The sequence below is a fragment of the Methylotenera sp. genome, from assembly GCF_029945535.1.
Lineage (GTDB): Bacteria > Pseudomonadota > Gammaproteobacteria > Burkholderiales > Methylophilaceae > Methylotenera.
The window spans coordinates 647,638-669,637 of the sequence record NZ_JAQSCU010000010.1; the positions used below are offsets into that span (position 1 = coordinate 647,638).

The following is a 22,000-nucleotide window of genomic DNA, read 5'->3' on the forward strand; positions in this document are numbered from 1 at the left end:
ATATGACATTTTTTAATAAACACCAAGGCTTTACCTTATTAGAACTGCTAGTGGTGATGGTCATTATTGGCTTGTTAGCTGGCTATGTAGGCCCTAAGTACTTTGCTCAGATTGGTAAGTCAGAGGTGAAAACTGCTAAGTCGCAAATTGACTCTTTAAGCAAAGCTTTAGATCAGTATCGCTTAGATGTTGGGCATTATCCTAGCACGGAAAGTGGCTTGGCCGCGTTAAATGCCGCGCCTGCAAATGAGGCTAAATGGCAGGGGCCATATCTGGCTAAAAAAGTACCAAATGACCCATGGGGTAAACCTTACCAATACAAAATGCCAGGCGAACATGGTGACTACGATTTGTGGTCGTTTGGTAATGATGGCAATAGTGGAGGCAGTGGTGAGGCTTCTGATGTGTTGGGGTGGGAGTAAAGCTCACTCGTTGTCATTCCCACGTGGGCGGGAGTGACGATTTAAAAATACTGGTACGGACTATAGAAAAGTGAGTGAAGATAATTAATGAAATTTGAGCTAAAAGTTGCTTTAGGTGATGCGGTTAGTTTGCTGGCTTTAGAGGCTAGTAATGTTGAACAAGCACGCTCAGTGGCTGAGTCGCAAGGTTTCAGTGTGCTGAATATTAAAGCAGCTGGGCTGTCATTTGGCAGTTTATTCAGCTCTAAGTCAGCTAAAACTAAATTTAACTTAATGCTATTTAGCCAAGAGTTATTGGCGTTGCTGGAATCTGGTTTGAGCTTAGTAGAAGCAATAGAAGCTTTGGCTGAAAAAGAGCAGCAGGCGGAATCAAAAGCGGTATTGAATCAAGTGATGGTGGCTTTGTATGAGGGCTTGCCTTTTTCTGCCGCGCTAGAAAAAGGGCCGCAGGTATTCAGTCCGCTATATGTTGCGCTGATTCGTTCTAGCGAACGTACGGGTGACATGGTGCAAGCCCTAGCGCGGCATGTTACCTATCAAACGCAGATTGATGCAGTACGTAAGAAGATAGTCACAGCATCAATTTACCCCGTTTTGCTTTTAGTAGTGGGTGGTTTTGTTGTGCTGTTTTTGCTGGGTTATGTTGTGCCTAAATTCAGCACACTTTATGAAAGCACAGGTGCGGATTTACCTTGGATGTCGCAGCTATTATTAAGCTGGGGACGTTTGCTGCAAGAGCACGGTAAAGAAGTGTTCGCCACGTTTATTGCAATGGTGGCTTTGTTAGGTTTTATGCTGAGTCGGCCAAATGTACGTGCTGCCATTATGCGTAAAGTTTGGCAGATTCCAGCACTGGGCGAGGCTATGCGCATTTATCAGTTGGCAAGATTTTATCGCACTTTGGGCATGCTTTTGCGCGGTGGTATTCCATTGGTGACAGCCATGGGCATGGTGTCTTCCTTATTGCAGCCATTGTTACGCAGTAGTTTAGAAAAGGTGATTGTCGATGTGTGCGAAGGTAAGCCGATGTCTGCCGCTATGGAGCAACATGGCATGACTACTTCTATTTCAATTCGCATGTTGCGCGTGGGTGAGCGCACAGGGCAAATGGGCGACATGATGGAGCGTATAGGTGCATTTTATGATGAGGAAATTTCTCGTGTGGTGGAATGGTTAACCAAGTTATTAGAACCTGTTTTGATGATCATCATAGGTTTGGTTGTTGGTTTAGTGGTGGTGCTGATGTATATGCCGATTTTTGAGTTAGCAGGGAGCATTCAGTGACAGGCATGCTTAAAAAATCTGAGTTTGAAAATGTTGTGGCAATTAATGCGCATCATAAAATTCCTACTAATGCGGACAATGCAATCAGCATTGAGCAGGTGAATAGTGCCAAAACAATCGCCAGCCAAACCAAGCAGCCTTTGTTAGAGGCTTTGGAAGAAATTTCAGAATTAAGCGCAGATGATTTCGTTACTGCGCTTGGGCAGTTGATGCATTTCCCAACCTTTAGCATGCTGCAGCTATATGAAATGACGCCAGATTTTGAATTGTTAACTTTTGCCGATGCGAGTAAATACGGCTGCGTAGCATTGCGAAATAACGAGAATAGTTTGTACCTCATACATACCAATCCGTTTGATAGCTATCTGCAAAGTAAAGTAGATTTAATGATTCAACAGCCAGTGATTTGGGGGCTAGCGCATTACAAGGATTTAAACGCCTTTCTAACGCATCACGAAACCAGCATGCGTGCCATGGACGGTTTAGCTACAGAGCATACAGAGTCGCAAGCCAATCAAAACGGTATCGAAGACATTTCTTTGCGTTCGATTAGTGAAGATACCAGCCCGGTGGTTAAGTTTGTACGCTCAACACTTTATGACGCACTTAAAGCTGGTGCGAGTGATATACACATGGAAACGGATGCACATGGTCTTACCGTGAAATACCGCATTGATGGCGTGTTGAGCTTTGAGGGTGGAATTCAAGGTATTGCCCAAGCGGAACAAGCGATTTCGCGGATTAAGGTCATGTCTGAGCTTGATATTGCTGAAAGGCGTGTCCCGCAAGATGGGCGCTTTAAAGTGCTGGCTACTGGCGGGGAGGGTAAAGTGCGCGAGGTCGATTTGCGTGTATCCATTATGCCTAGCGTGTTTGGCGAAGATGCTGTTTTACGTATTTTAGACCGCAAAGCCTTAAGTGATGAAGCCAAAGGTTTAAGTTTAGAAACGCTAGGTTTTGAACCAGACATCATGGCGCGCTTCCGTCTGCTTGCCGAAGAACCCTATGGCATGTTGCTGGTAACAGGGCCAACTGGTAGCGGTAAAACCACCACGCTGTATGGCATTCTGTCTGAAATTAACAATGGTGAAGACAAAATAGTCACCATTGAAGACCCCGTGGAATATCAATTGCCAGGCATATTGCAAATTCCCGTGAATGAGAAAAAAGGCCTCACTTTTGCGCGTGGTTTGCGCTCCATTTTGCGACACGATCCAGACAAAATAATGGTCGGTGAGATTCGTGATGCTGAAACCGCGCAAATTGCCGTGCAATCAGCGCTAACGGGACATTTGGTACTCACCACCGTACATGCCAATAGCGTGTTTGATGTGATTGGTCGTTTTACTAATATGCAAGTAGATCCCTACAGTTTCGTGTCTGCCATTAACGGCATCATGGCGCAGCGTTTAGTGCGTATCAATTGTGCACATTGCGCCGTTGAAGACACGCCAGATGCTGCGCTGATATCGAAGTCTGGGCTGACGCAAGAGCAGGCGGCGAGTTTTAATTTCAAAAAAGGTCAAGGTTGTGGCCAATGTCATGGCACTGGCTATAAAGGTCGTAAGGCCATTGCAGAGTTGCTGTGCTTTAACGATGTGATACGCGAGTTAATTGTGACGCGTGAACCCGTCAGAAAAGTAAAAGAAGCCGCCAGTGCCAATGGCACACGCAGTATGCGAGAGGCCGCGCTAGATTTAGTAAAACGTGGTGAAACCACATTACAGGAGATTAACCGTGTTACTTCATTGGTTTAAATCATTATTCAAAGATGAGCTGTGGGTGTTTATTTACCCGCAGTGCATGGTGTTTCTGCGCATCACTAGGCCGTTACGCAATGGGCTAAAGCAACAAATCTTGCATAAGCAAGTAGTAGAGCTACCACAGAATATTGCCGATAAAATCAATGAGTCTCAAGGTTTGAGTGTATTAACCCAGCACTTGAAGCAAGTGTTAACAAATAAAAAATGGCAAGGTACGACGCCAATCGCTATCGTTTCTAATGAATTTACGCGATATGCCGTGATTCCTTGGAACGCAGAGCTAGCTGTTGAAACTGAGCGTAAAGCTTATATGCAACATTGCTTTAATTTAGTTTATGGTGACACTGCTAAAACTTGGGATTTACGTATGAGCGAGCCTAGCTTTGGTCACTCAGCCATCGCTAGTGGGATTAATAACGGCTTGTTGCAAGCCTTGCATGATGTCTTTAATGCGGCCGATATGACCTTAAGCGCAGTTTATCCGCAATTAATGCTGGCGATTAATCAAACGGTAAGCGAGGTGAAAAAGCAGAATAAACCACTCAGTTTTTGGTTAGTCGCCATTCAAAGTGACCGTATATGTCTCACCTTATTGATTGATGGTGGCTGGCGTTCAGTTAAAAACGTAGCGATAGAAACAGATGTTTCTGCTCAAGTGTCGGCTTTAATTCAGCGCGAAATGGTGAACTGCAATGTGCAGGATGAGCTACCTGTTCTGGTCTACTGGCCTGAATATCAAAGAAATCAGCTTTTAACGCTGGTTAATAACAAAGCCATTAAAGTACTGCCACATCAATTTGATATGCAAAGTCGCAAAACTCAAAATACTACGCAAGATTGGGCACACGCATGAATCACATAGGCCTAAACCATGTGTTAAGGACACATAAAATTGATGTGCTTGCGATTTCATTATTGGTGATAGGCAACATGTTTAGCATTGCACTTTTTCTGTATTGCCAGCAGCTATCAAGTGAAACTGAGTTATTAAAACTTGATTTACGTCAACGGTTAGAAGCAACGAATAAGCCGCGCTTGAATCGCACTTTGTCACAAATAAATGCCAAGGAGCACGCAGTAAAGCATGATGAAATCAGTGGAGTAAATGCGGCCATTAAAGAAATTGTATTGCCTTGGCCCGCATTATTTAAGTCCCTAGAAGCAGTGGATAGCACGGACGTTAAGTTGTTAGCCTTGGAGCCCAATCCAAAGCAGCGCACTTTGCATATTACGGCTTTGGCCTTAGATACAGGCAGCATGATGCGTTACGTGAGAGAGTTAACGCAGCAACGAGTACTTAAAGAGGTGGTATTACAGTCACAAGAAACGACTGATATTAGTGGGCAGACAGTGATTAGATTTGTGGTTGGTGCAGCATGGAAAGTCTAAATTTAGCTTTGCGACCGAATCACTTGGTTCAGGTTTTTAAATACAAAGTTAGGCAACTTTTCTGGCAAACATTAGGCTGGAAAGGCTTGGCTGGGCTTTTACTCATTATTGGAAGTGTAAGCTATCTCATCATTGTCGCAGCGCCTAAAGCACAGCAATTGCAACAGTTACAAATGAAAGTGGCCGCAGTTAAAGCTAATCCAAAACATAATGTTAGCAATCGCACCAATAATGATACATCCGACATTACCAGAATTTTTTATGATGTGTTGCCTACGCAAACCGAAGCGAGTAGCAAGATTAGCGAGATTCTTCGCGTGGCTACTGACAATGGCTTAGTCATCAATAAGGTGGAATATGAGCAGCCACTTTCAGTCTCTCCGCTCATACAGTACCAAATCAAATTGCCATTAACGGGTAGCTATATGCAAATTAGGCAATTTATTAATCAAGTACTGAATAACTTGCCGTCTATTGCGCTGAATGACATTAGCTTTAAGCGCGAAGACATTGTAACAGATCTAGTAGATGCGCAAGTTCAGTTCACTTTATATCTGCAAAAAGCGCAGCAGTAGCGACCATGGTATTGATAAAAAAATATGGCGTTTGGTTGGCTTTGTTATTGACGATAGCGGCCACCGTGTGGATTTCGCAGCAAGAAGAAGCTGATGATCTTGTGGTGAAAGCGGATAAAAGCGCGATGACTTTAAATGGCGATAAGAAAGTAAAGCTCAGCAAACAAGCACTCAATCAAACAGGCGCTGAAGAAATCAAACAAGATGACTTGCCATTGGCTACGCTTACTACGCACTTGATTCAAAGGTCGCTAGATATTGATGTGCCAAAAAACATCTTTACTCCTTTTGTGGCTATGCAAAATAACCCAGATATGAATGCCGAGCCTGCCATCACCTTGCCAGTTAATCCATTTGTTTATGCTGGAAAAATTATACAAGACGGCACATTGGTGGTTTTTTTGATTGATGGCGAAAAAAGCCATGCTGTGAAATCAGGTGATGTGATTGAAGATATTTGGAAAGTTAAATCCATCACGCCACCCACAATGACACTTAAAAATATCCCCCTAAAATTTGAAATACAGATGGAAATTGGAGCAAACAGTTGAATTTATATCGTTTGAATAAAAGTATTATGCAAGGCTTAGTGTCAGGTCATTTTATTGTACTGCTAGCTTGCTTAATATTGCTCACTAGTTGCGCTAGCTTAAATGCAACCCAAGAGCCAGCCGGCAGTAATATGCAAGCGCAAGATAGCGCGGCCTACGAAGAAGCGAACCAACTAATATTAAAAGGTGATACAGCGACAGGTATAGCCAAGTTGCAACAGTTGGTGAAATCATATCCAGAAAATGCGCAATACCGCACTAATCTCAAGATACAACAGTCCTCGCAAATTAACACTTTGCTTAAAACAGCAGACGATAAAAGTCGGCTTAATCTATTAAGTGATTCAGAGTTTGCATATCAGCAAGTATTAGTTTTGGCGCCAGATAATCAGCGCGCGCAAGACGGCTTGCGTCAAATAAGTTTATTGCAGAATCACGCCATGATGCTCACGAACGCAAAGTCCGCATTTGACAAAAATGATGACGATACTGCTTTGAATATACTGAGATCAATATTAGCGGAAGACGCAAATGACCAAGGCGCGCGAAACTTATTTGAACAAATAGAGAGTAAGCAGAATAAAAAAATAACAGCTATACCGCAAATTAAAACTGCTTACAAAAAACCAATTACTTTGGAATTAAAAAATGTGCCGATTAAAACGGTGTTTGAACTGATTGGTAAAACTGCCAATATTAATTTTATTTACGATCAAGAATTAAGAACTGACCTCAATACCAGTATTTTTGTGCGAAATTCAAGCATAGAGGATGCGATTAAAGTGATTTTGACCTCTAATCAACTTGGAAAAAAAGTATTGAATGACAACACATTGCTGATTTATCCCTTAAGCCGCAGTCAAGAATACCAAGAGCAATATGTGCGCAGTTTTTATCTCAATAGCATGGATGCTAAGCGCGCCATGAATATGATTAAAACCGTCGTCAAATCTAAAGATATTTACATCGATGAAAAGCTCAATACGCTCATCATGCGTGATACCGCTGAGGCTATTCAGATTGCTGAAAAACTCATCGCCTCACAAGACATGCTGGAGCCAGAAGTGATGCTTGAAGTTGAAGTGATGGAAATCAATCGTAAGAATTTGGAGGCAATCGGCATTAAATATCCAACGCAAATGAGTGTTGGCGTGCAGGGTAAATCGACTGCTACGGATGGCGTAGTGACTGCTACACCAGGCAGATTAACCATTGCAGAGCTTAAAAGCTTTAACTCTGGACTTGGGGTGTTTAGTGTGAGTGACCCAGTACTCGCACTGAATTTATTGCAACAAAATACAGATACCAACTTACTGGCAAACCCACAAATTCGTGTCAAAAATAGAGAAAAAGCAAAAATACACGTGGGCGACAAAATACCTGTGCTCACCAGTATTGCCAATTCCACAGGCTTTGTTTCGCAAACAGTGAGCTATATCGATGTTGGTATTAAGCTAGATGTGGAGCCAACCATATTGTTGCAGAATCGGGTGAGTATTAAGGTTGGTTTAGAAGTCAGCAACGTAACAGATCAAGTGAAAACAGATTCAGGCGTGCTGGCTTATACCATCGGTAGTCGCAATGCCAATACCGTTCTGCAGCTAAAAGATGGCGAGACGCAAATTTTGGCGGGTCTATTTAGAGATGATAGCCAAAATATCTCTAATAAAGTACCTGGATTATCTAGCCTGCCTTTCATCGGCAGATTATTTTCAGATAAAAATAATGACAGGCGTAAAAATGAAATTGTGTTGCTAATTACGCCGCGAATTTTGCACAATATTGCACCAGCTAATGCAGTTTATACGCTGTTTCCATCAGGTGTTAATCATGCCAGTGGACGTAGTACTAAGGCACTAGAGCAACAGTCTGCAGTAGCCGAGCCTGTGCAAGCGCAAGTTGCGACACCGCAAAATACTCAAACTGAACGTGCACAAGTTGATCAAGACTTTGCTAATCAGTTGCTGCAGCCTGACGTCGATGCAAACGCGAATGGAAATGTCGGTAAAACTACAGAAACGAACAGTGGCGGCACTGTTTATAAAGCGCAGTAAGACTCAGTCAACGGTGATGAGAGCTATACCTAATCATAAAGGATTTACGCTGATAGAACTGTTGGTTGCCTTAGTCTTATTGGCGCTACTATTGACTGCCGCTTCGCCATTGATGCAACTCACTGCGCAACGTAATAAAGAGCAAGAGTTGAAAAGGGCGCTATGGCAGATTAGGGACGCGATAGATGCCTATAAACAGGCGTCTGACGACGGTTTAATTAAGAAGTCTGTTGATCAATCTGGCTATCCTGCCTCGTTGCAGCAACTAGTCATAGGCGTGGAAAATATACAGGATACAAAAAAACGCAAAATATTTTTTATGCGTAATATTCCACGCGACCCCTTTGCCACAGACGCCACGGCTAGCGCAGATGAAACATGGGGTAAACGCAGTTATGGCAGCTCTTATGACAAACCAGAAAAGGGTGAGGATGTTTACGACGTATACTCACTTTCTCATGAAGTTGGTATCAATCAACAAGCTTATAGTGACTGGTGATGAAAAAAGATGTTATGAAAAATACTGGCAAAAAAAATGGATTCACTTTAATAGAAATACTAGTAGTACTCGCCATTATTGCCACGCTACTTAGCTTAGTCACTCCACGCTATTTTGATTCTATGAGCCGCTCTAAAGAGAAAATCCTCAAAAATGATTTAATCGTGATGCGAGAAGCGATTGATAAGTTTTACAGCGATAAAAATGCTTATCCTGACTCGCTAGAAGATCTAGTGCAATACAAGTACTTGCGAGCGATTCCAATCGACCCGATTACCGATAGTGCTGTTACTTGGCTACTCTCGCCGCCGCTAGATATTGAAACGAAAGGCACTATTTACGACATTCACAGCGGTTCGCAAGATGTTGCATCTGATGGTAGTAACTATGCTGATTGGTAAATATCAATCGAGTCATTCAAGTAGGTATCAGTCTGGATATTTATTGGTCGGATTGCTTATTCTGATCATGGTCGTAGGCTATGCTTTAGCCGCAGCTGGCGCAAAATTTAGCGAAGCTAGAAAGCGTGAACGAGAACAAGAGTTACTTAAAGTTGGAGACACTATCCGCAAAGCGATTGGCAACTATTACAATCAAACCCCGGGTGTAGTAAAACAATATCCGCCCAATTTGGAGGCTTTACTAAAAGATGTGCGATTTCCTCAAACGAAACGTTATTTACGTAAACTTTATTCAGACCCCGTTACTCAAAGGGAAGGATGGGGCATTCTTGAAGCACCTAGCGGCGGCGTAATGGGCGTTTATAGCTTGTCCGCTGCAAAACCCTACAAAACTAAGAACTTTAGATTGATGTACCGCCATTTTGAAAATAAAAAATACTATGGAGAATGGTATTTTGCTTATGTTCCTTTATCTATCTCAAAATAAACTGAAGTTGGGCAAGAATCACCCCCACACTTTGAAGTGTCATATATAGGCAATTTCATTGCCATCAACGGATCTCGAGTTTTAAGTTAGAGTTTAATTTCTAAATCCCCGTGTGCCATCCTAATGTAGTAAATGCCGTGACGGCTTTCCCATAGATGGCTTGCTTGATTCATAGTACAATGGGTCACATGTTTGTGTCACCATACGATACTAGCAAGAGATTTTTATAACATATTGAAGTGTAAAGATTTTTTCTGAAATTGGTGCCCAAAAGAGGACTCGAACCTCCACACCCGAAGGCACATGGACCTGAACCATGCGCGTCTACCAATTCCGCCATTTGGGCAACTATATGGTTTAGCCATTACACCGCTAAGATTCAGGCTTAGGCTAATAGTTGCGGTGAATTTTATATTAAAGGTAAGCTTTGTCAATGACAAAAAATAGTAACAAAAACAAAACTAATAGAAGTTCTGATCCGCACGCAGAGCGTGAAGCGGGTCGATACGACACACCATTGCCGAGTCGTGAGCTTATTCTCACTACGATGAGCGATCAAGGCATTCCACTCAGTGTGGAACAGCTCTATCTATTGTTAGATATTAGTGAAGATGAGCGAATCATTTTTAATAAGCGCTTGAACGCAATGGAGCGTGAAGGTCAGATTATTAAAAACAGAAAAGGCGCATTATGTATCGCCGACAAGCTGGATTTGATTGCAGGCGTGATTCAAGGTCACCCTGATGGTTTCGGCTTTTTAATTCCTGATGACAAAACAAAAGTAAGTGGCGAAGATATATTCTTAAGCCCTAAAGAAATGTCGCAAGTAATGCACGGCGACCGCGCTATGGTGCGCATGAGTGGCTTAGATAGAAAAGGTAGACCTGAAGGTAAGATTGTTGAAGTACTTGAACGCCGTACGCAAAAGCTTGTTGGACGTGTAATGCAGACTAGCGGCGTGACAATCGTTGCAGCTGAAGATAAACGCATCAACTTGGATATTTTGATTCCGTATCACTTGGATATGGGCGCTAAAGCTGGGCAAGTTGTGATGGTTGAATTAACTGGACAGCCGTCTTCCTTAGCGCAGCCTATGGGTAAAGTGGTTGAAATCTTAGGTAATTATGCTGATAGCGGCATGGAAATTGAGATTGCATTACGTAAGCACAATTTACCGCATGAATTTAGTCGTGAAGCGACTAATCAGGCCGAAGCTTATCCGCGCTTAGTTCAACCTGAAGATTATAAAGGCCGTATCGATTGCCGTGAAATGCCGTTGATTACTATTGATGGTGAAACGGCGCGTGACTTTGATGATGCGGTTTATGCCGAGCCGCAAGGCAAGGGCTGGCGTTTGGTAGTGGCGATTGCCGATGTGAGTTTTTACGTTAAGCCGAACGACGCTTTGGATAAAGGCGCTTATGACCGCGGAAACTCTGTGTATTTTCCGCGACGCGTGATTCCTATGTTGCCAGAAGCGCTTTCCAACGGCCTATGCTCGCTTAATCCTGATGTTGAACGTCTCTGTATGATCTGTGACATGCAAGTTGATGGCGCGGGCATTGTGAAGCAATATAAGTTTTATCCTTCTGTGATGCGTTCACAAGCACGTATGACTTACACCAAGGTGCATGAAATATTGCAAAACCCTGAAGGCGAGCTTGCGCAAGAATACGCATGGTTGATGCCACATTTGCAGCATCTCAATAGTGTCTACAAATTGATGTTGGTGCAGCGTCAAAAACGCGGCGCAATAGAATTTGAGACATCAGAAACCATTATGGAGTTTAATGAGCAAGGCAAAATCGAGCGTATTGTGCCGAGCACACGTAATGAGGCGCATAAGCTAATTGAAGAATGCATGTTGGCTGCCAATGTATGTGCGGCGGACTTCTTGAAGTCGCATGAGCATCCTGCGTTGTACCGCATCCATGAAGGGCCAACTCCTGAAAAACTAGAGTTATTACGTGCATTTATGGCTGAGTTTGGCTTTGGAGTAGGTGGTGGTGACACACCGCATGCGAAAGACTACGGCAAGCTCTTGGAGCGAATTAGAGAGCGCCCTGACGCACAGTTATTGCAAACGGTGTTGCTGCGTTCTATGCAGCAGGCTGTTTATAGCCCGGATAATCTGGGACATTTCGGTTTAGCTTATGAGGCTTATGCCCATTTCACATCTCCGATACGTCGTTATCCTGACTTGCTGATTCATAGAGCAATTAAAGCTGTTTTAAATGGCGATAAATACAAAGCTGGTAGTTGGGCAGATTTAGGCGTGCATTGCTCTATGACGGAGCGTCGTGCTGATGATGCTACACGTGATGTGACTAATTGGCTTAAATGCTTCTACATGCAAGATAAGATTGGGGAAGTGTTTGAAGGTACCGTGGCTGGTGTGACCAGCTTTGGCCTATTTGTTGCGTTGGATGGCGTGTATGTAGAAGGTTTATTGCACGTGACTGAACTCGGCAATGATTACTTCCATTACGACAAAGCTCGACATGAGATGGCGGGCGAGCGGACAGGTGTACGGTATCGTTTAGGCGATAGACTGACCATTAAAGTAGCGCGCGTAGATTTAGAAACAACTAAAATAGATTTTGTTTTAGTGAATAAAAACAATGTATTGGATGATGGTATTGAAGTTGAATCTGCAAAAGAGGGCGTGACTAATAAATTGCGCGGTGGCGATAGAAAACCTGTAAAATCCAGCACGCAATTTGGTGACAAGTTTGGCGATAAGCCGGCTGTTAAAAACACGTCCAGAACTGCATCAAAAACAGGTGGAAAATTAACTTTGGGCGTTAAGCCTAAGTCAAAATCCAGTTCAAAAGTGGTGAGTAAAACGGCTGGAAAGAATCCACCTAAGCCGACTAAATCAAAAAAAGCCAGTAAAAAGACAAGTAAGCGTTAATTAGTTAACGTTAATAATCATATAGTAAGAATCAACTGTTAAGAATTAACCATAAGGTAAAGAAATGAGCGATGCCCGTATTTTATTTGGCTTTCATGCCGTATTAAGCCGTTTGCGCCAACACGGTGCTAGTGTGCAAGAGATTTTGATTGATCGCGACCGTATGGACGCACGTATGAAAGACTTGCTGAAGATGGCAGAGGCAGCAGGCGTACGTACGATGGAAGTCGAACGTAGCCGCTTAGATGGCATGGCAGGTATGAACGGTCGTCACCAAGGCGTGATTGCACGTGTGGTTGATACGCCTATTCCATATAAAGATATACACGATATTTTAGAGTCTGACCTGACAGAACCACCGTTCTTCCTGATTTTGGATGGTGTAGAAGACCCGCATAATCTGGGTGCTTGCTTGCGTGTGGCTGATGCGATGGGCGTGCATGCCGTCATTGCCCCTAAAGATCGTGCAGTTGGCCTAAACGCGACTGTGCGTAAGGTTGCCTGTGGTGCAGCAGAAACCGTACCCTTTATTGCAGTGACTAACTTGGCAAGAACGATACGTGAGCTGAAAGAGGCTGGCGTATTCGTGATTGGTACTACAATGGACGCACCAAGTACGCTGCTAAATACTAAGCTGGATGGCCCAATTGCGATTGTGTTAGGTGCGGAAGGTGACGGAATTAGACGTTTAACCGCAGAAACCTGTGACGCACTAATGACAATTCCAATGTATGGCTCGGTTGAAAGTTTAAACGTGAGCGTTGCGAGCGGAATCTGTTTGTATGAAGCTAGGCGTCAGCGTAGCTTAAAGTAGTACTTAGTAGGAGTGGTTTGTAGCCGCGAACCGTTTTTTAGCGGCTACAAAACCCTCCTACAATATTCCTATGCCTGCCAACATGGTATTAATTAATACTCGTTTTAGCTTCTGAAAAAACCTCTGCACTTACTAAGTTTGAGAAGTCACTATTAAGTTTGAGTGTTGTAAGAGTACGTTTCCTTACTTGTTTCAATAAACTTGCATCATCAATCAGCGATTCACCGTAACTTGGCACTAAAGTTTTCATTTTTTGTTGCCAAGCGACACTCTTCATTTGCTGACTAAAGCAGCGTTCAAGCACGTCTATCATGGCTTTAACGCTGACCGATGCCCCCGGTGATGCGCCTAGTAAAGCCGCTAAAGTACCATCTTTGGCGGCTACTATTTCAGTGCCAAATTCTAATTTCCCCCATTTTTCGTTGCATTGTTTAATAATTTGTACACGTTGACCTGCGTTTTCAAGCGTCCAATCACTATTTACCGCATTGGGCAAAAAGCCGCGTAGCGCATTCATCCGTTGCTCATGCGTTTGGGTAGCTTCTTTCAAGAGATATTTAGTCAGTGCTAAATTGTGTCTACCTACGCCTAGCATGGCTTTAAGATTATTGGCTTTGACAGATTTTGCTAAATCAAACTTAGAGCCTGCTTTTAGAAATTTAGTGGTAAAGCCAGCAAATGGCCCAAACAATAAAGCGCGCTTGCCGTTAATCACGCGTGTATCTAAGTGCGGTACAGACATTGGTGGTGCGCCAAGCGCAGCTTTGCCATACACTTTGGCATAATGCTGCTTGATTACTTCAGGGTTGTTGCAAATAAGCCATTGGCCACTCACAGGAAAGCCGCCATAGCCTTTGCTTTCATCAATATTGGCCTTTTGTAGCAATGGCAGTGCGCCACCACCAGCACCTAAAAACACAAACTTAGCGCTAACGGTTTGTGTATGCTTGGTGGTGAAATCATGCAGTTTGACATGCCACGTGTCATCTTTGGCACGGTCTTTTATTTTGCTAAGATTTTTAACTTGCGTATTGGTCTGCAAACTAAAATTTGGTTGTTTTTTTAAGTAGTCAACTAAATGGCGTGTGAGTGAGCCGAAATCTACATCTGAGCCATTTTCAACATAGGTCGCAGCTAATTTTTCGTCTGCATTTCTGCCTGTCATGATAAGCGGCATCCATTGTTGCAATTGAGCAAAGTCATCACTAAATTGAATGTGCTCAAATAAATGATGCTGCTTAAGTAGGGCGTAGCGCTGTTTTAAAAACGCACTGTTTTTTACACCCCAAACAAGGCTTAAATGCGGAATTTTGCTAATAAATTGACTCGGATCGGGTAGGGCTGAGGTTTCAACCAAATGCGACCAAAACTGTAGAGAAGCTTCGAATGCTGCATTGATTTCTAAAGCACGCCCAATGGCAATGCTACCGTCAACACCTTGTGGCGTGTAATTAAGCTCGCAATAACCCGCATGCCCCGTACCAGCATTATTCAGCGCATCTGAGCTTTCTAACGCCACCTCTGCTAGTTGCTCCACCATCCTGATTTTAAGCGTAGGATCAAACTGAGTAAGCAAAACGCCTAGCGTTGCGCTCATCACGCCGCCACCTACTAATAGCACATCAATTTTATTTGCTGTTGTCATTCAGTCGTTATCAATTTTCTTCAAGATTTGGTCAACAAAAAAGCCTGTAGTCGACAGGCTTTAGCATTTTGAATGTAGGTTTTAATCAATTGTGCACCAGCACAACTTAATTACTATGGTATGAATTTTACAGTAAAAAATTTGATTTTTGTGGAATATTAATGAGCTGGCAAGTGGCTAGAATAAAGGAAAGTCAATCAAATCTTGATTGATAGCTTTATAAGCTAATATTGAGCGTTTCAGGGTTGAATCGTAATGAAACAGCACTGTCTTGTATAAGACTATGCTGTTGTAGACTTTAGGTAATTCTTAATAATAAGTTTTACTTGCTTGCTGAGTTTTGCAAGCGTTGGTTAATTTGCTTCAGTTGTTGATCTATAAATTGCGCAAGTTCTGGGCTAAGTGTTGCAACGGATTGCGCCCGCGTAAAAGCTTCTTGTGCGTTTTCTAGCTTACCTGTCGCCTGTAGTGAAATACCAAGACCCACTAGTGAGTTTGCGGAACTGGAATTATTAGATGCTGTATTCAGCGCCGTTTTGTAATGACTGATAGCTTCATCATGACGGTTAGCGCGTTGAAGTAAGGTCGCTAAAAAGCTTTGGTAGTCAGCATTGTTGTTTGCATAGGCCTGGCCTTGTTCCATAGTAGTCAGCGCAGCAGATTTGTCACCCAACTCTATCTGTAATCTAGCTAGCGCCATACGAAAATTCGTTTGCTCGGGCGCAATTGCAAGGCCTGCGGCAAGTGTAGCTCTGGCTTCATCATTGCGATTATTGTCTAGCAATAAGCCTGCAAGCGTTTGTCTAGCTTCTTGATTCGCTGGATTAGCTTCGAGGGCTTGAGCTAAATTACTTTGGGCTTCGGCTACGCGGCCCTGTTGCAAGTTAGCCAAGGCTTGGCGATATGAATTGCCTGATTTTTGTTCAGGGCTGATTTGTTTGACTATGCTGCTATTGCTTGAGTGTGCGGGTGATTTTGCTGCAACAACAAGCTTTGAAGTTACAGCTGAATTACTAGTACCCACTACATTATTTGCAGGTTCTATCGGTTGAACTGAACTTACTGGTTCAACTGGCTTAGTTGCTTGATTGGTATTATTTAGATTGTTAGTTAACTGCTCAGCAGGCATTACATTTGCGATAACTTTATCTTTTTGAGGATACTTTTCAAGCTTGTTGGTTTGTGCGGCTATCGGTGTGTATTTAAGTGTGCTTTCAAATAGTGGAGGCGACGCTGGATCTGGCGCTTGAACAGCAGCAATAGCTTCAATCTCTTCTAGGTGTTTTGCCGTTGCTTTAGGGTCAGCATTCATCACAACTTGTGGTGGTGTTTGTACTTTTAACTGATCAATACTGTGAGATAGTGCAGGTGCGCTTTGTACCCACAAATAAGCGCCACCAGCTAATAATACCATTAGCCCACTAATCTTGAGAAACGGCACGCCATGCTTAGCTTGATAGTGCTGGCTCGTATAAGGTGTGATTACAGCTGGCTGTAGAGCCTCGCTGGGACTGGATATAATCATTTCTTTCGCGTCATTAGACCCAGCGCCGCGCTGTTCCAGGTCTTTTAGCATTTGATTAATTAAGCTCATGTTCAGTCTTCAATAGTAATAGATTTGTTAACTAAATTTCGGTAAAACCAAAAACGCACTGCCGCAAATACATAAAAATAGAGATAGGCTAAAGCCATGTAAGCGTAACTTTCTCCATGTTGACTCTATCGATTTGGTATCTGAAATTGCTGCAAACGCCTCGACTAAGCCTACTTGTTGTTTACCTTTGCCATAAGCGGCTAATAGCGCTTTGTGCGCCAATATATTCACTAATCTAGGCACACCGTTAGACTTTAAATATAAGAGTGTTAGAGCGGCGCCACTAAACATGCGGCTACCTTGATAACCTGCAATGATTAACCGGTGATTTAGGTAATAGTGCATCTCATCGCGACTTAACCTATCCAACTGATATTCAAAAGTAATGCGTTGTTTTAACTGTCTGATAGAAGCATGGTTAAGCTTATCTTCAAGTTCTGGCTGACCAAAAATGACCACTTGTAGTAATTTTCTTTTTTCGGTCTCAAGATTGCTGAGTAAGCGCAAGGCTTCTAGTGTTTCTATGGGCATCGCTTGAACTTCATCAAGGCAAACCACTACTTTGATACCATTGCGGGCAAAATCTAGCAAAGCTTGTGTCAATGCGGTCAATACTGCGTGCTGGGTAACTGCACTAGGTAGGTCGATGCCTAACTCTTGTGCTAACACCATCAATAATGATTGCGGCTCTAAATAAGGGTTTGGTACATAAGCAACTTTAAAGCTGCTATCTAGGCTAGACATCAGTTTGCGACATAGCAGCGTCTTGCCTGTGCCAACTTCGCCTGTAATCTTGATAAAGCCTTCACCAGAAAGAATGGCAAATAGCAAAGTATTCAAGCCTTCTTGGTAGCTATGCGATGCAAAGTAGAAGCTGGTATCAGGTGTAATGCTGAAAGGCGCTTCACTTAAGCCAAAGTGTTTTAAGTACATCATCTATTCGCTCACAGTCGACGTTTGTGCAACGTTGCCAGTGTTTTGCATATAGTCGCTACGTTGCATGTTTTCTATACGTTTTTGGCTAGATAGAGCATCATTACTCCAGCTGTCTTGACCCTGTACAACAGTGGCTTTAAGCAAGATCACCAATTCAGTTTTGCTAGATGTTGAACCTTTTTGGCGGAAGGCATTGCCAACACCTTTAATATCACCCAAGCCTGGTACTTTAGACTTATTGCTGATTGAGCTTTCTGTCATTAAACCGCCAATAGCAATCACTCGACCGTCATGGGTGCGCACGATGCTGTCGGTTTCGCTGACGTTACTAGATGCAAGTGGTAGGTTGATAGCACCAGACGCGCCGCCAAGATTCAACTGTTTATTCACGGTCGTGACTTGGCTGATGGAAGGGTGCATATGCAAGATGATATTGTCATCTTTATCAATTTGCGGTGTTACATCTAGCGCAATACCTGAAAAGAAAGGTTGTAGCGTCACTTCTGGCGATGTGGTTGTTGCGCCAGTTGAGGCGGTCGTGTTCGATGAAATTCCAGTGACAAAAAACTCATCTGTACCGACTTTAAGTACTGCTTTTTGGTTATTAATCGTCGCAATTCTAGGGCTAGAAAGCACTTGCACATCACCTTGTGTTTCTAAGAATGAGAGCAGGGCGGCAAAATTAGCACCTTGTAAAGCTACGGCAAATAACGGGCCGCCAAGCGCAGTTGTTGCTGCGTTGGCAATCACGTTGCCAGACGATGCACCTAAGTCACCGCTCAGCAGATTACCATTACCAGAACTGGCTAATTGTGTATTGGCATTCAAATTACCTACAATGCCAGTGTTAGAGCCACTTTTACCGAATACAGACCAGTTCACTCCACTTTGAGATTGGTCATTCAGTTGCACGTTCATAATTTTTGCTTCTAATATCACTTGGCGCTCTATGGTGACTTGCATTAAGCGTAAGAAGGCTTCCACATTGCGGACTTCAGCTGGCATGGCACGTACCATAATGACACCAGATTGAACGTTGACGACTACACGACGACCATTCTCATTACCTACAATACCATTCAGAGAGTCTGTTAAATCTTTCCAAAAATCATTATTAGTGGTTGTAGCAATGCTGCTGCTAATCATCGATGCACGGTTAGATGAGCCGCTTGAATTGGTCGTTGTTGTTGAGCCTGTACTTTGACCAGAGCTAGTGCCATCGCTCACGGAGCCAGAGGTCACGCGAGTGTCAGATGAGCCCTTACGTTGACCGACAATATAGTTCACTTGAAAAACACGGGTTTGGATTGACTGAGGTTCAATAAAAATACGTGTGCCTTCTACTTTGTATTCATAACCATACAACTCACGCAGCGAATCTAGCGCCTCAAACACGGTGACATCTTTTAGGTTGACTGAAATCATACCAGTTAAATCTTGGGAAACCAGCATGCTGTAACGCGTGCCACTCACAATACCCATCAACACTTGGCTGGCAGGTGCGTTGCTGATGACTAAATCAAAACGTTGTTCAAGTTGTTTGGCTGAAGCTCTAGGCATGGCAATTTTTAAAGGCGGTAATAGTGCATCATTAATCGCTTTAGGTGTGGCTGTTGGTGCTTTGACTTCTGCAGCTTGTTTTAACTCATTTTTTATCTTATCGAGTGTGGCGCTATGCTGAGGTTCAGTAGTAGCGCAGCCACTTAGCAACATTGCCTGACTCAGTATTAAAGTAAGTAATGCTGATAATCGTATTGGTAATTTTTGCATGATGTTGTTCTCGATTACTTCATTCAATTTTTTGTTTTAGACGGCGCTATTGGTTTAGTCAGAACTGCTGGTCTAGTTTTCTTTACCATTGAATAATCCATTGCCAGAGTCTGGGTCGACATATCAGAATTACGTAATACAGCTTCACGTTCGTTTATTTTAATTAAGGTTGCACTTTCGTACTTGCCACCTAACATGATCTTTTGGCCATTAATAATGGCTGCGCGATATTGCGAACCTATCATCACAGATTGCAACACAGGGCCGGCTGCTTGACCATTTTCATTGCTAATTTCACCTGATAACGCTGTGGGCGGCTGAGTAGGGTCTTTTAACGCCTCGGCATTTACATCGCCTTCCATCATCAGCAGAAACATACCGCATGAAACGCTAAGTAATAGTTTCAGTGGGTTGTGCGTCGGGTGCGCTAGGTGTTTGTCGGTATTTAATGTCATATGCTTAACCATGTTTTATCTAAACTTAAAGTGTAAACCGTGAGTTTTAAGCGGTTGGTAGGCCATACATTGCTTACTGACTGTTCTTCGTTTAATGAAGCTTTGCTCCAAAGTACATGCCAAGGCATTTTCTCTAAATCAGAGACATACTCGAGCAGGTCTAAGTAATGACCTTCAACGGTAATTTCTACGCCGTGTTTGAAAACAGGTGAGTCTTGTTTGCCTGTATCTAATTTGCTTGTGCTGCTATTCTCAGCTGGCGATGCTACAGTATTTTTATCTACAGATTCAGCTTCAAGTAAACCTTTAGTGGGTAGTGTTTTTAGTTCAACCAGTTGGAGCTTGCCATTCTTTTTCAACAAGCTGCGAAGCAACTCAGGCATCTTGTCTGGGCTGATGAGCGTATTTTGTAAGCCACTTAATTGGTTTTCTAGGATTTTTAGGTGACTGTTTAACTCGGTAAAACGTTGCTTATTGCTCGCATCTGGGTCAATCACAGCTAGGTTTGTATAAACGCTAATTTGTTGGGTTAAGTTTTGAATTTGCGCTTGGTCAGTCGCAAGTTCGCTGCTTATTACTTTTTGGCGAGCCAATACTGGGCTGATTAATAAGCTATTAATCGCAGCAAATACCACTGCAAATAGCGCACAAGCTACCATCCAACGCTCACGTCTATTCAGCGCATTAAATTTAGTGCTTAAGCTTAGCCATGACTTTTTCAAAGCTTGCCTCCAGCCTTGTTCTCAGATTTGCTGTCAGCGTTATTGGCTGCTGATTTATCGTCAATAGATTGCAATGAAAATTCAATATATTTAGGTTCGTTATTCTGAATGGTTGCTGTAGGAACAGTGTTATTAACTGTTAGTGCAGATACTCCATTTTTAATGATAGACGCAGCGGTGTTAGCTGAAGTCGTTGTAGGTATAACTGCGACTGGTGTTGCGCTAGTTGCACCAGTAGTTTTTGACAGGCTCATATTCAAAGCTGAGAATAATTTACCTCTTAATGCAGGTTCATTGCCTAATCTTGCAATATATTCTGGTACAAGGTCGCCTTGTAGCGTGCGGCCGCTGATATTGAGCTGCTCCGATTTGCTATCTATACTAAAGCTGGTTAACCATAAGCCATCTAAGCTTTGTTTTGCAAAGGCGCGCATCAAAGCCGCGTAACCTTTTTCAGGTGTCGCTGAACTTTGATTCACAGTCTGCAAAATGTGCTGTTGCATGGCTTCTTTTTGTTCCAGTTGTGTAATTTGCTCTACCAAAGCTTTGCTTGCCGTATGTGGTGTATGTAACAAAGTCGTTTGCTGCAATGTCGCTTGTGTTGCCAATAGTTCTTGAGCTATTTGGCTACGCTGCGCTGTTAACGTAGACAATTGTTTCTGCGCATAGCCGTAATACCCCAACATAAACGCCAATAAAACCCCAAGCGTTATCACTATAGTATTAGGGTTTAGAAAATCCTTTTGTTTGATAAGAGAGGGATTTAGTAGGTTAATCTGCTGACTCATGATGAGGAACCTCCTCGCAATGCCGCGCCTAAGGCTGGTAGCAAGCTTGCTTGCATGGATAAATCGCCCAGACTGGCTTGGTCTTTAAACTCAAATACGTCGGACAAATCAAACCGATCTATCGGTATATACAGATAGGCTTTTAAATAATCATAAAAGTCTTCACGACCCATAAAAGGTGCCAATACAAGGCGATTGATAGTGATATAGGGAAATTGGCGTTCAAAATTATCGAGTGAGCGTTGAATTTCTAGTAATAAGCGCTCAAAAACACTGGATTTTAGTTCACTATTGTCGTCGTACAGTTGCTTGCTGTTTATTTCAATTCGTCTGGAGTGGTAAAGCTCTCCACCTGATGTAAAGGTCAGTAGGCCGCCATGACTGTTGATAGAGAGCATGGCCAGTCCACGACCTTCTTGTTCTAAATAAGCGGCGATATTGCGTTGCGCAAGTTCTGGAATATCAATCACCTCTAAGCCTGAACCTGCATAATCAATGAGTCGCGTCATATAGTCGCCAATCACACTGTTTTTAGCCGCAACGGCATACACGTAAGATTGCCGATTCGCGTTATTGGGGTCAGATGGAATATCAATCACATCTATCGTGGCCTGATCTACAGGATAATCAATCATGTCTTTTAGCTTCCAGCTAATGGCTTGTTTTAGCTCATCGGCAGGCACGTTAGGTTTTTCAATTTGAAATAGTTGATATTCACTTTGTGCAAGTAATAGTGAGCAGTGCAGGTTAGCCATGCTTAAGTTTGTAGCCATCGACTTAACAGCGTGGTCGTCTTTTAAACTTTCTTGCTGAATCGTACTAAACTCAACGGTGGGTTTAGCTTCAGTATGAATAACATGGGTCACGCAAGTGCCTATTGCCGAGGTACGCAGTGCAAACCAGCCTGGTGATTTTTTCTTGGAAAATAATTTCATGT

21 protein-coding genes and 1 tRNA gene are annotated in these 22,000 nt (G+C 43.0%); 13 read left to right on the forward strand and 9 right to left on the reverse strand.

All coding sequences use genetic code 11. The features are described from left to right. The first annotated feature begins 2 nt into the window (after positions 1-2). The 11 genes from gspG (at position 3) to PSU72_RS06185 (ending at position 9,425) form a co-directional block, all read left to right on the forward strand. Complete coding sequence (gene gspG / locus PSU72_RS06135; protein WP_300431440.1) at positions 3-422, forward strand: type II secretion system major pseudopilin GspG; 420 nt, start codon at positions 3-5, stop codon at positions 420-422. An 87-nt stretch (positions 423-509) separates the two neighbouring features. Then, a complete protein-coding gene (locus tag PSU72_RS06140; protein ID WP_300431441.1) occupies positions 510-1,706 on the forward strand; it encodes a type II secretion system F family protein in 1,197 nt (398 codons plus the stop codon). Between the two features lie 5 nt (positions 1,707-1,711). Continuing rightward, complete coding sequence (locus PSU72_RS06145; protein WP_300431442.1) at positions 1,712-3,463, forward strand: GspE/PulE family protein; 1,752 nt, start codon at positions 1,712-1,714, stop codon at positions 3,461-3,463. Beyond that, complete coding sequence (locus PSU72_RS06150; RefSeq protein WP_300431443.1) at positions 3,444-4,322, forward strand: hypothetical protein; 879 nt, start codon at positions 3,444-3,446, stop codon at positions 4,320-4,322. Before PSU72_RS06145 ends, PSU72_RS06150 begins: the two co-directional genes overlap by 20 nt. After that, positions 4,319-4,858: a PilN domain-containing protein gene (locus PSU72_RS06155; RefSeq protein WP_300431444.1), complete on the forward strand. Its 540-nt coding sequence runs from the start codon at positions 4,319-4,321 to the stop codon at positions 4,856-4,858. Before PSU72_RS06150 ends, PSU72_RS06155 begins: the two co-directional genes overlap by 4 nt. After that, positions 4,846-5,433 (forward strand): type 4a pilus biogenesis protein PilO, encoded by a 588-nt coding sequence (gene pilO / locus PSU72_RS06160; protein ID WP_300431445.1) that lies wholly within the window; start codon positions 4,846-4,848, stop codon positions 5,431-5,433. Before PSU72_RS06155 ends, pilO begins: the two co-directional genes overlap by 13 nt. A gap of 5 nt (positions 5,434-5,438) precedes the next feature. Further along, positions 5,439-5,984: a hypothetical protein gene (locus PSU72_RS06165; protein ID WP_300431446.1), complete on the forward strand. Its 546-nt coding sequence runs from the start codon at positions 5,439-5,441 to the stop codon at positions 5,982-5,984. Further along, positions 5,981-8,038: a secretin and TonB N-terminal domain-containing protein gene (locus PSU72_RS06170; protein ID WP_300431447.1), complete on the forward strand. Its 2,058-nt coding sequence runs from the start codon at positions 5,981-5,983 to the stop codon at positions 8,036-8,038. Before PSU72_RS06165 ends, PSU72_RS06170 begins: the two co-directional genes overlap by 4 nt. 16 nt (positions 8,039-8,054) lie before the next feature. Further along, positions 8,055-8,537: a type II secretion system protein gene (locus tag PSU72_RS06175; RefSeq protein ID WP_300431448.1), complete on the forward strand. Its 483-nt coding sequence runs from the start codon at positions 8,055-8,057 to the stop codon at positions 8,535-8,537. After that, positions 8,537-8,938 carry a type II secretion system protein gene (locus tag PSU72_RS06180; protein ID WP_300431449.1) on the forward strand — a complete coding sequence of 134 codons (402 nt, stop codon included), beginning with the start codon at positions 8,537-8,539 and terminating at the stop codon, positions 8,936-8,938. The genes PSU72_RS06175 and PSU72_RS06180 overlap by 1 nt, the downstream gene beginning before the upstream one ends. Beyond that, entirely contained in the window at positions 8,925-9,425 is a 501-nt protein-coding gene (locus PSU72_RS06185) for a type II secretion system protein (protein WP_300431450.1), read from the forward strand. Before PSU72_RS06180 ends, PSU72_RS06185 begins: the two co-directional genes overlap by 14 nt. Positions 9,426-9,686: 261 nt before the next feature. On the opposite strand, the gene PSU72_RS06190 is transcribed toward PSU72_RS06185, so the two are convergent. After that, positions 9,687-9,771, reverse strand: a tRNA-Leu gene (locus PSU72_RS06190). An 87-nt stretch (positions 9,772-9,858) separates the two neighbouring features. Here PSU72_RS06190 and rnr point away from each other — a divergent pair. After that, positions 9,859-12,339, forward strand: coding sequence for a ribonuclease R (rnr, locus tag PSU72_RS06195; protein WP_300431451.1), 2,481 nt, complete (start codon positions 9,859-9,861; stop codon positions 12,337-12,339). Positions 12,340-12,403: 64 nt separating this feature from the next. Continuing rightward, a complete protein-coding gene (gene rlmB / locus PSU72_RS06200) occupies positions 12,404-13,153 on the forward strand; it encodes a 23S rRNA (guanosine(2251)-2'-O)-methyltransferase RlmB (RefSeq protein ID WP_300431452.1) in 750 nt (249 codons plus the stop codon). Between the two features lie 88 nt (positions 13,154-13,241). Here rlmB and mqo read toward each other — a convergent pair whose 3' ends face one another. The 8 genes from mqo to PSU72_RS06240 all read right to left on the reverse strand — a co-directional run bounded on the left by mqo (position 13,242) and on the right by PSU72_RS06240 (position 21,998). After that, positions 13,242-14,798 (reverse strand): malate dehydrogenase (quinone), encoded by a 1,557-nt coding sequence (gene mqo / locus PSU72_RS06205; RefSeq protein WP_300431453.1) that lies wholly within the window; start codon positions 14,796-14,798, stop codon positions 13,242-13,244. 322 nt (positions 14,799-15,120) lie between these two features. Beyond that, entirely contained in the window at positions 15,121-16,392 is a 1,272-nt protein-coding gene (locus tag PSU72_RS06210; protein ID WP_300431454.1) for a tetratricopeptide repeat protein, read from the reverse strand. A gap of 27 nt (positions 16,393-16,419) precedes the next feature. Then, positions 16,420-17,325 carry an AAA family ATPase gene (locus tag PSU72_RS06215; protein WP_300431611.1) on the reverse strand — a complete coding sequence of 302 codons (906 nt, stop codon included), beginning with the start codon at positions 17,323-17,325 and terminating at the stop codon, positions 16,420-16,422. A 3-nt stretch (positions 17,326-17,328) separates the two neighbouring features. Continuing rightward, positions 17,329-19,098, reverse strand: coding sequence for a pilus (MSHA type) biogenesis protein MshL (mshL, locus tag PSU72_RS06220; protein WP_300431455.1), 1,770 nt, complete (start codon positions 19,096-19,098; stop codon positions 17,329-17,331). A 23-nt stretch (positions 19,099-19,121) separates the two neighbouring features. Then, positions 19,122-19,553, reverse strand: coding sequence for a hypothetical protein (locus PSU72_RS06225; RefSeq protein ID WP_300431456.1), 432 nt, complete (start codon positions 19,551-19,553; stop codon positions 19,122-19,124). Next, positions 19,550-20,275, reverse strand: a complete 726-nt coding sequence (locus tag PSU72_RS06230) for an MSHA biogenesis protein MshJ (protein WP_300431457.1) — start codon at positions 20,273-20,275, stop codon at positions 19,550-19,552. The genes PSU72_RS06225 and PSU72_RS06230 overlap by 4 nt, the downstream gene beginning before the upstream one ends. Next, positions 20,272-21,063 carry a PilN domain-containing protein gene (locus PSU72_RS06235; RefSeq protein WP_300431458.1) on the reverse strand — a complete coding sequence of 264 codons (792 nt, stop codon included), beginning with the start codon at positions 21,061-21,063 and terminating at the stop codon, positions 20,272-20,274. The genes PSU72_RS06230 and PSU72_RS06235 overlap by 4 nt, the downstream gene beginning before the upstream one ends. Then, positions 21,060-21,998 carry an agglutinin biogenesis protein MshI gene (locus tag PSU72_RS06240; protein ID WP_300431459.1) on the reverse strand — a complete coding sequence of 313 codons (939 nt, stop codon included), beginning with the start codon at positions 21,996-21,998 and terminating at the stop codon, positions 21,060-21,062. The genes PSU72_RS06235 and PSU72_RS06240 overlap by 4 nt, the downstream gene beginning before the upstream one ends. Positions 21,999-22,000: the final 2 nt, after the last annotated feature.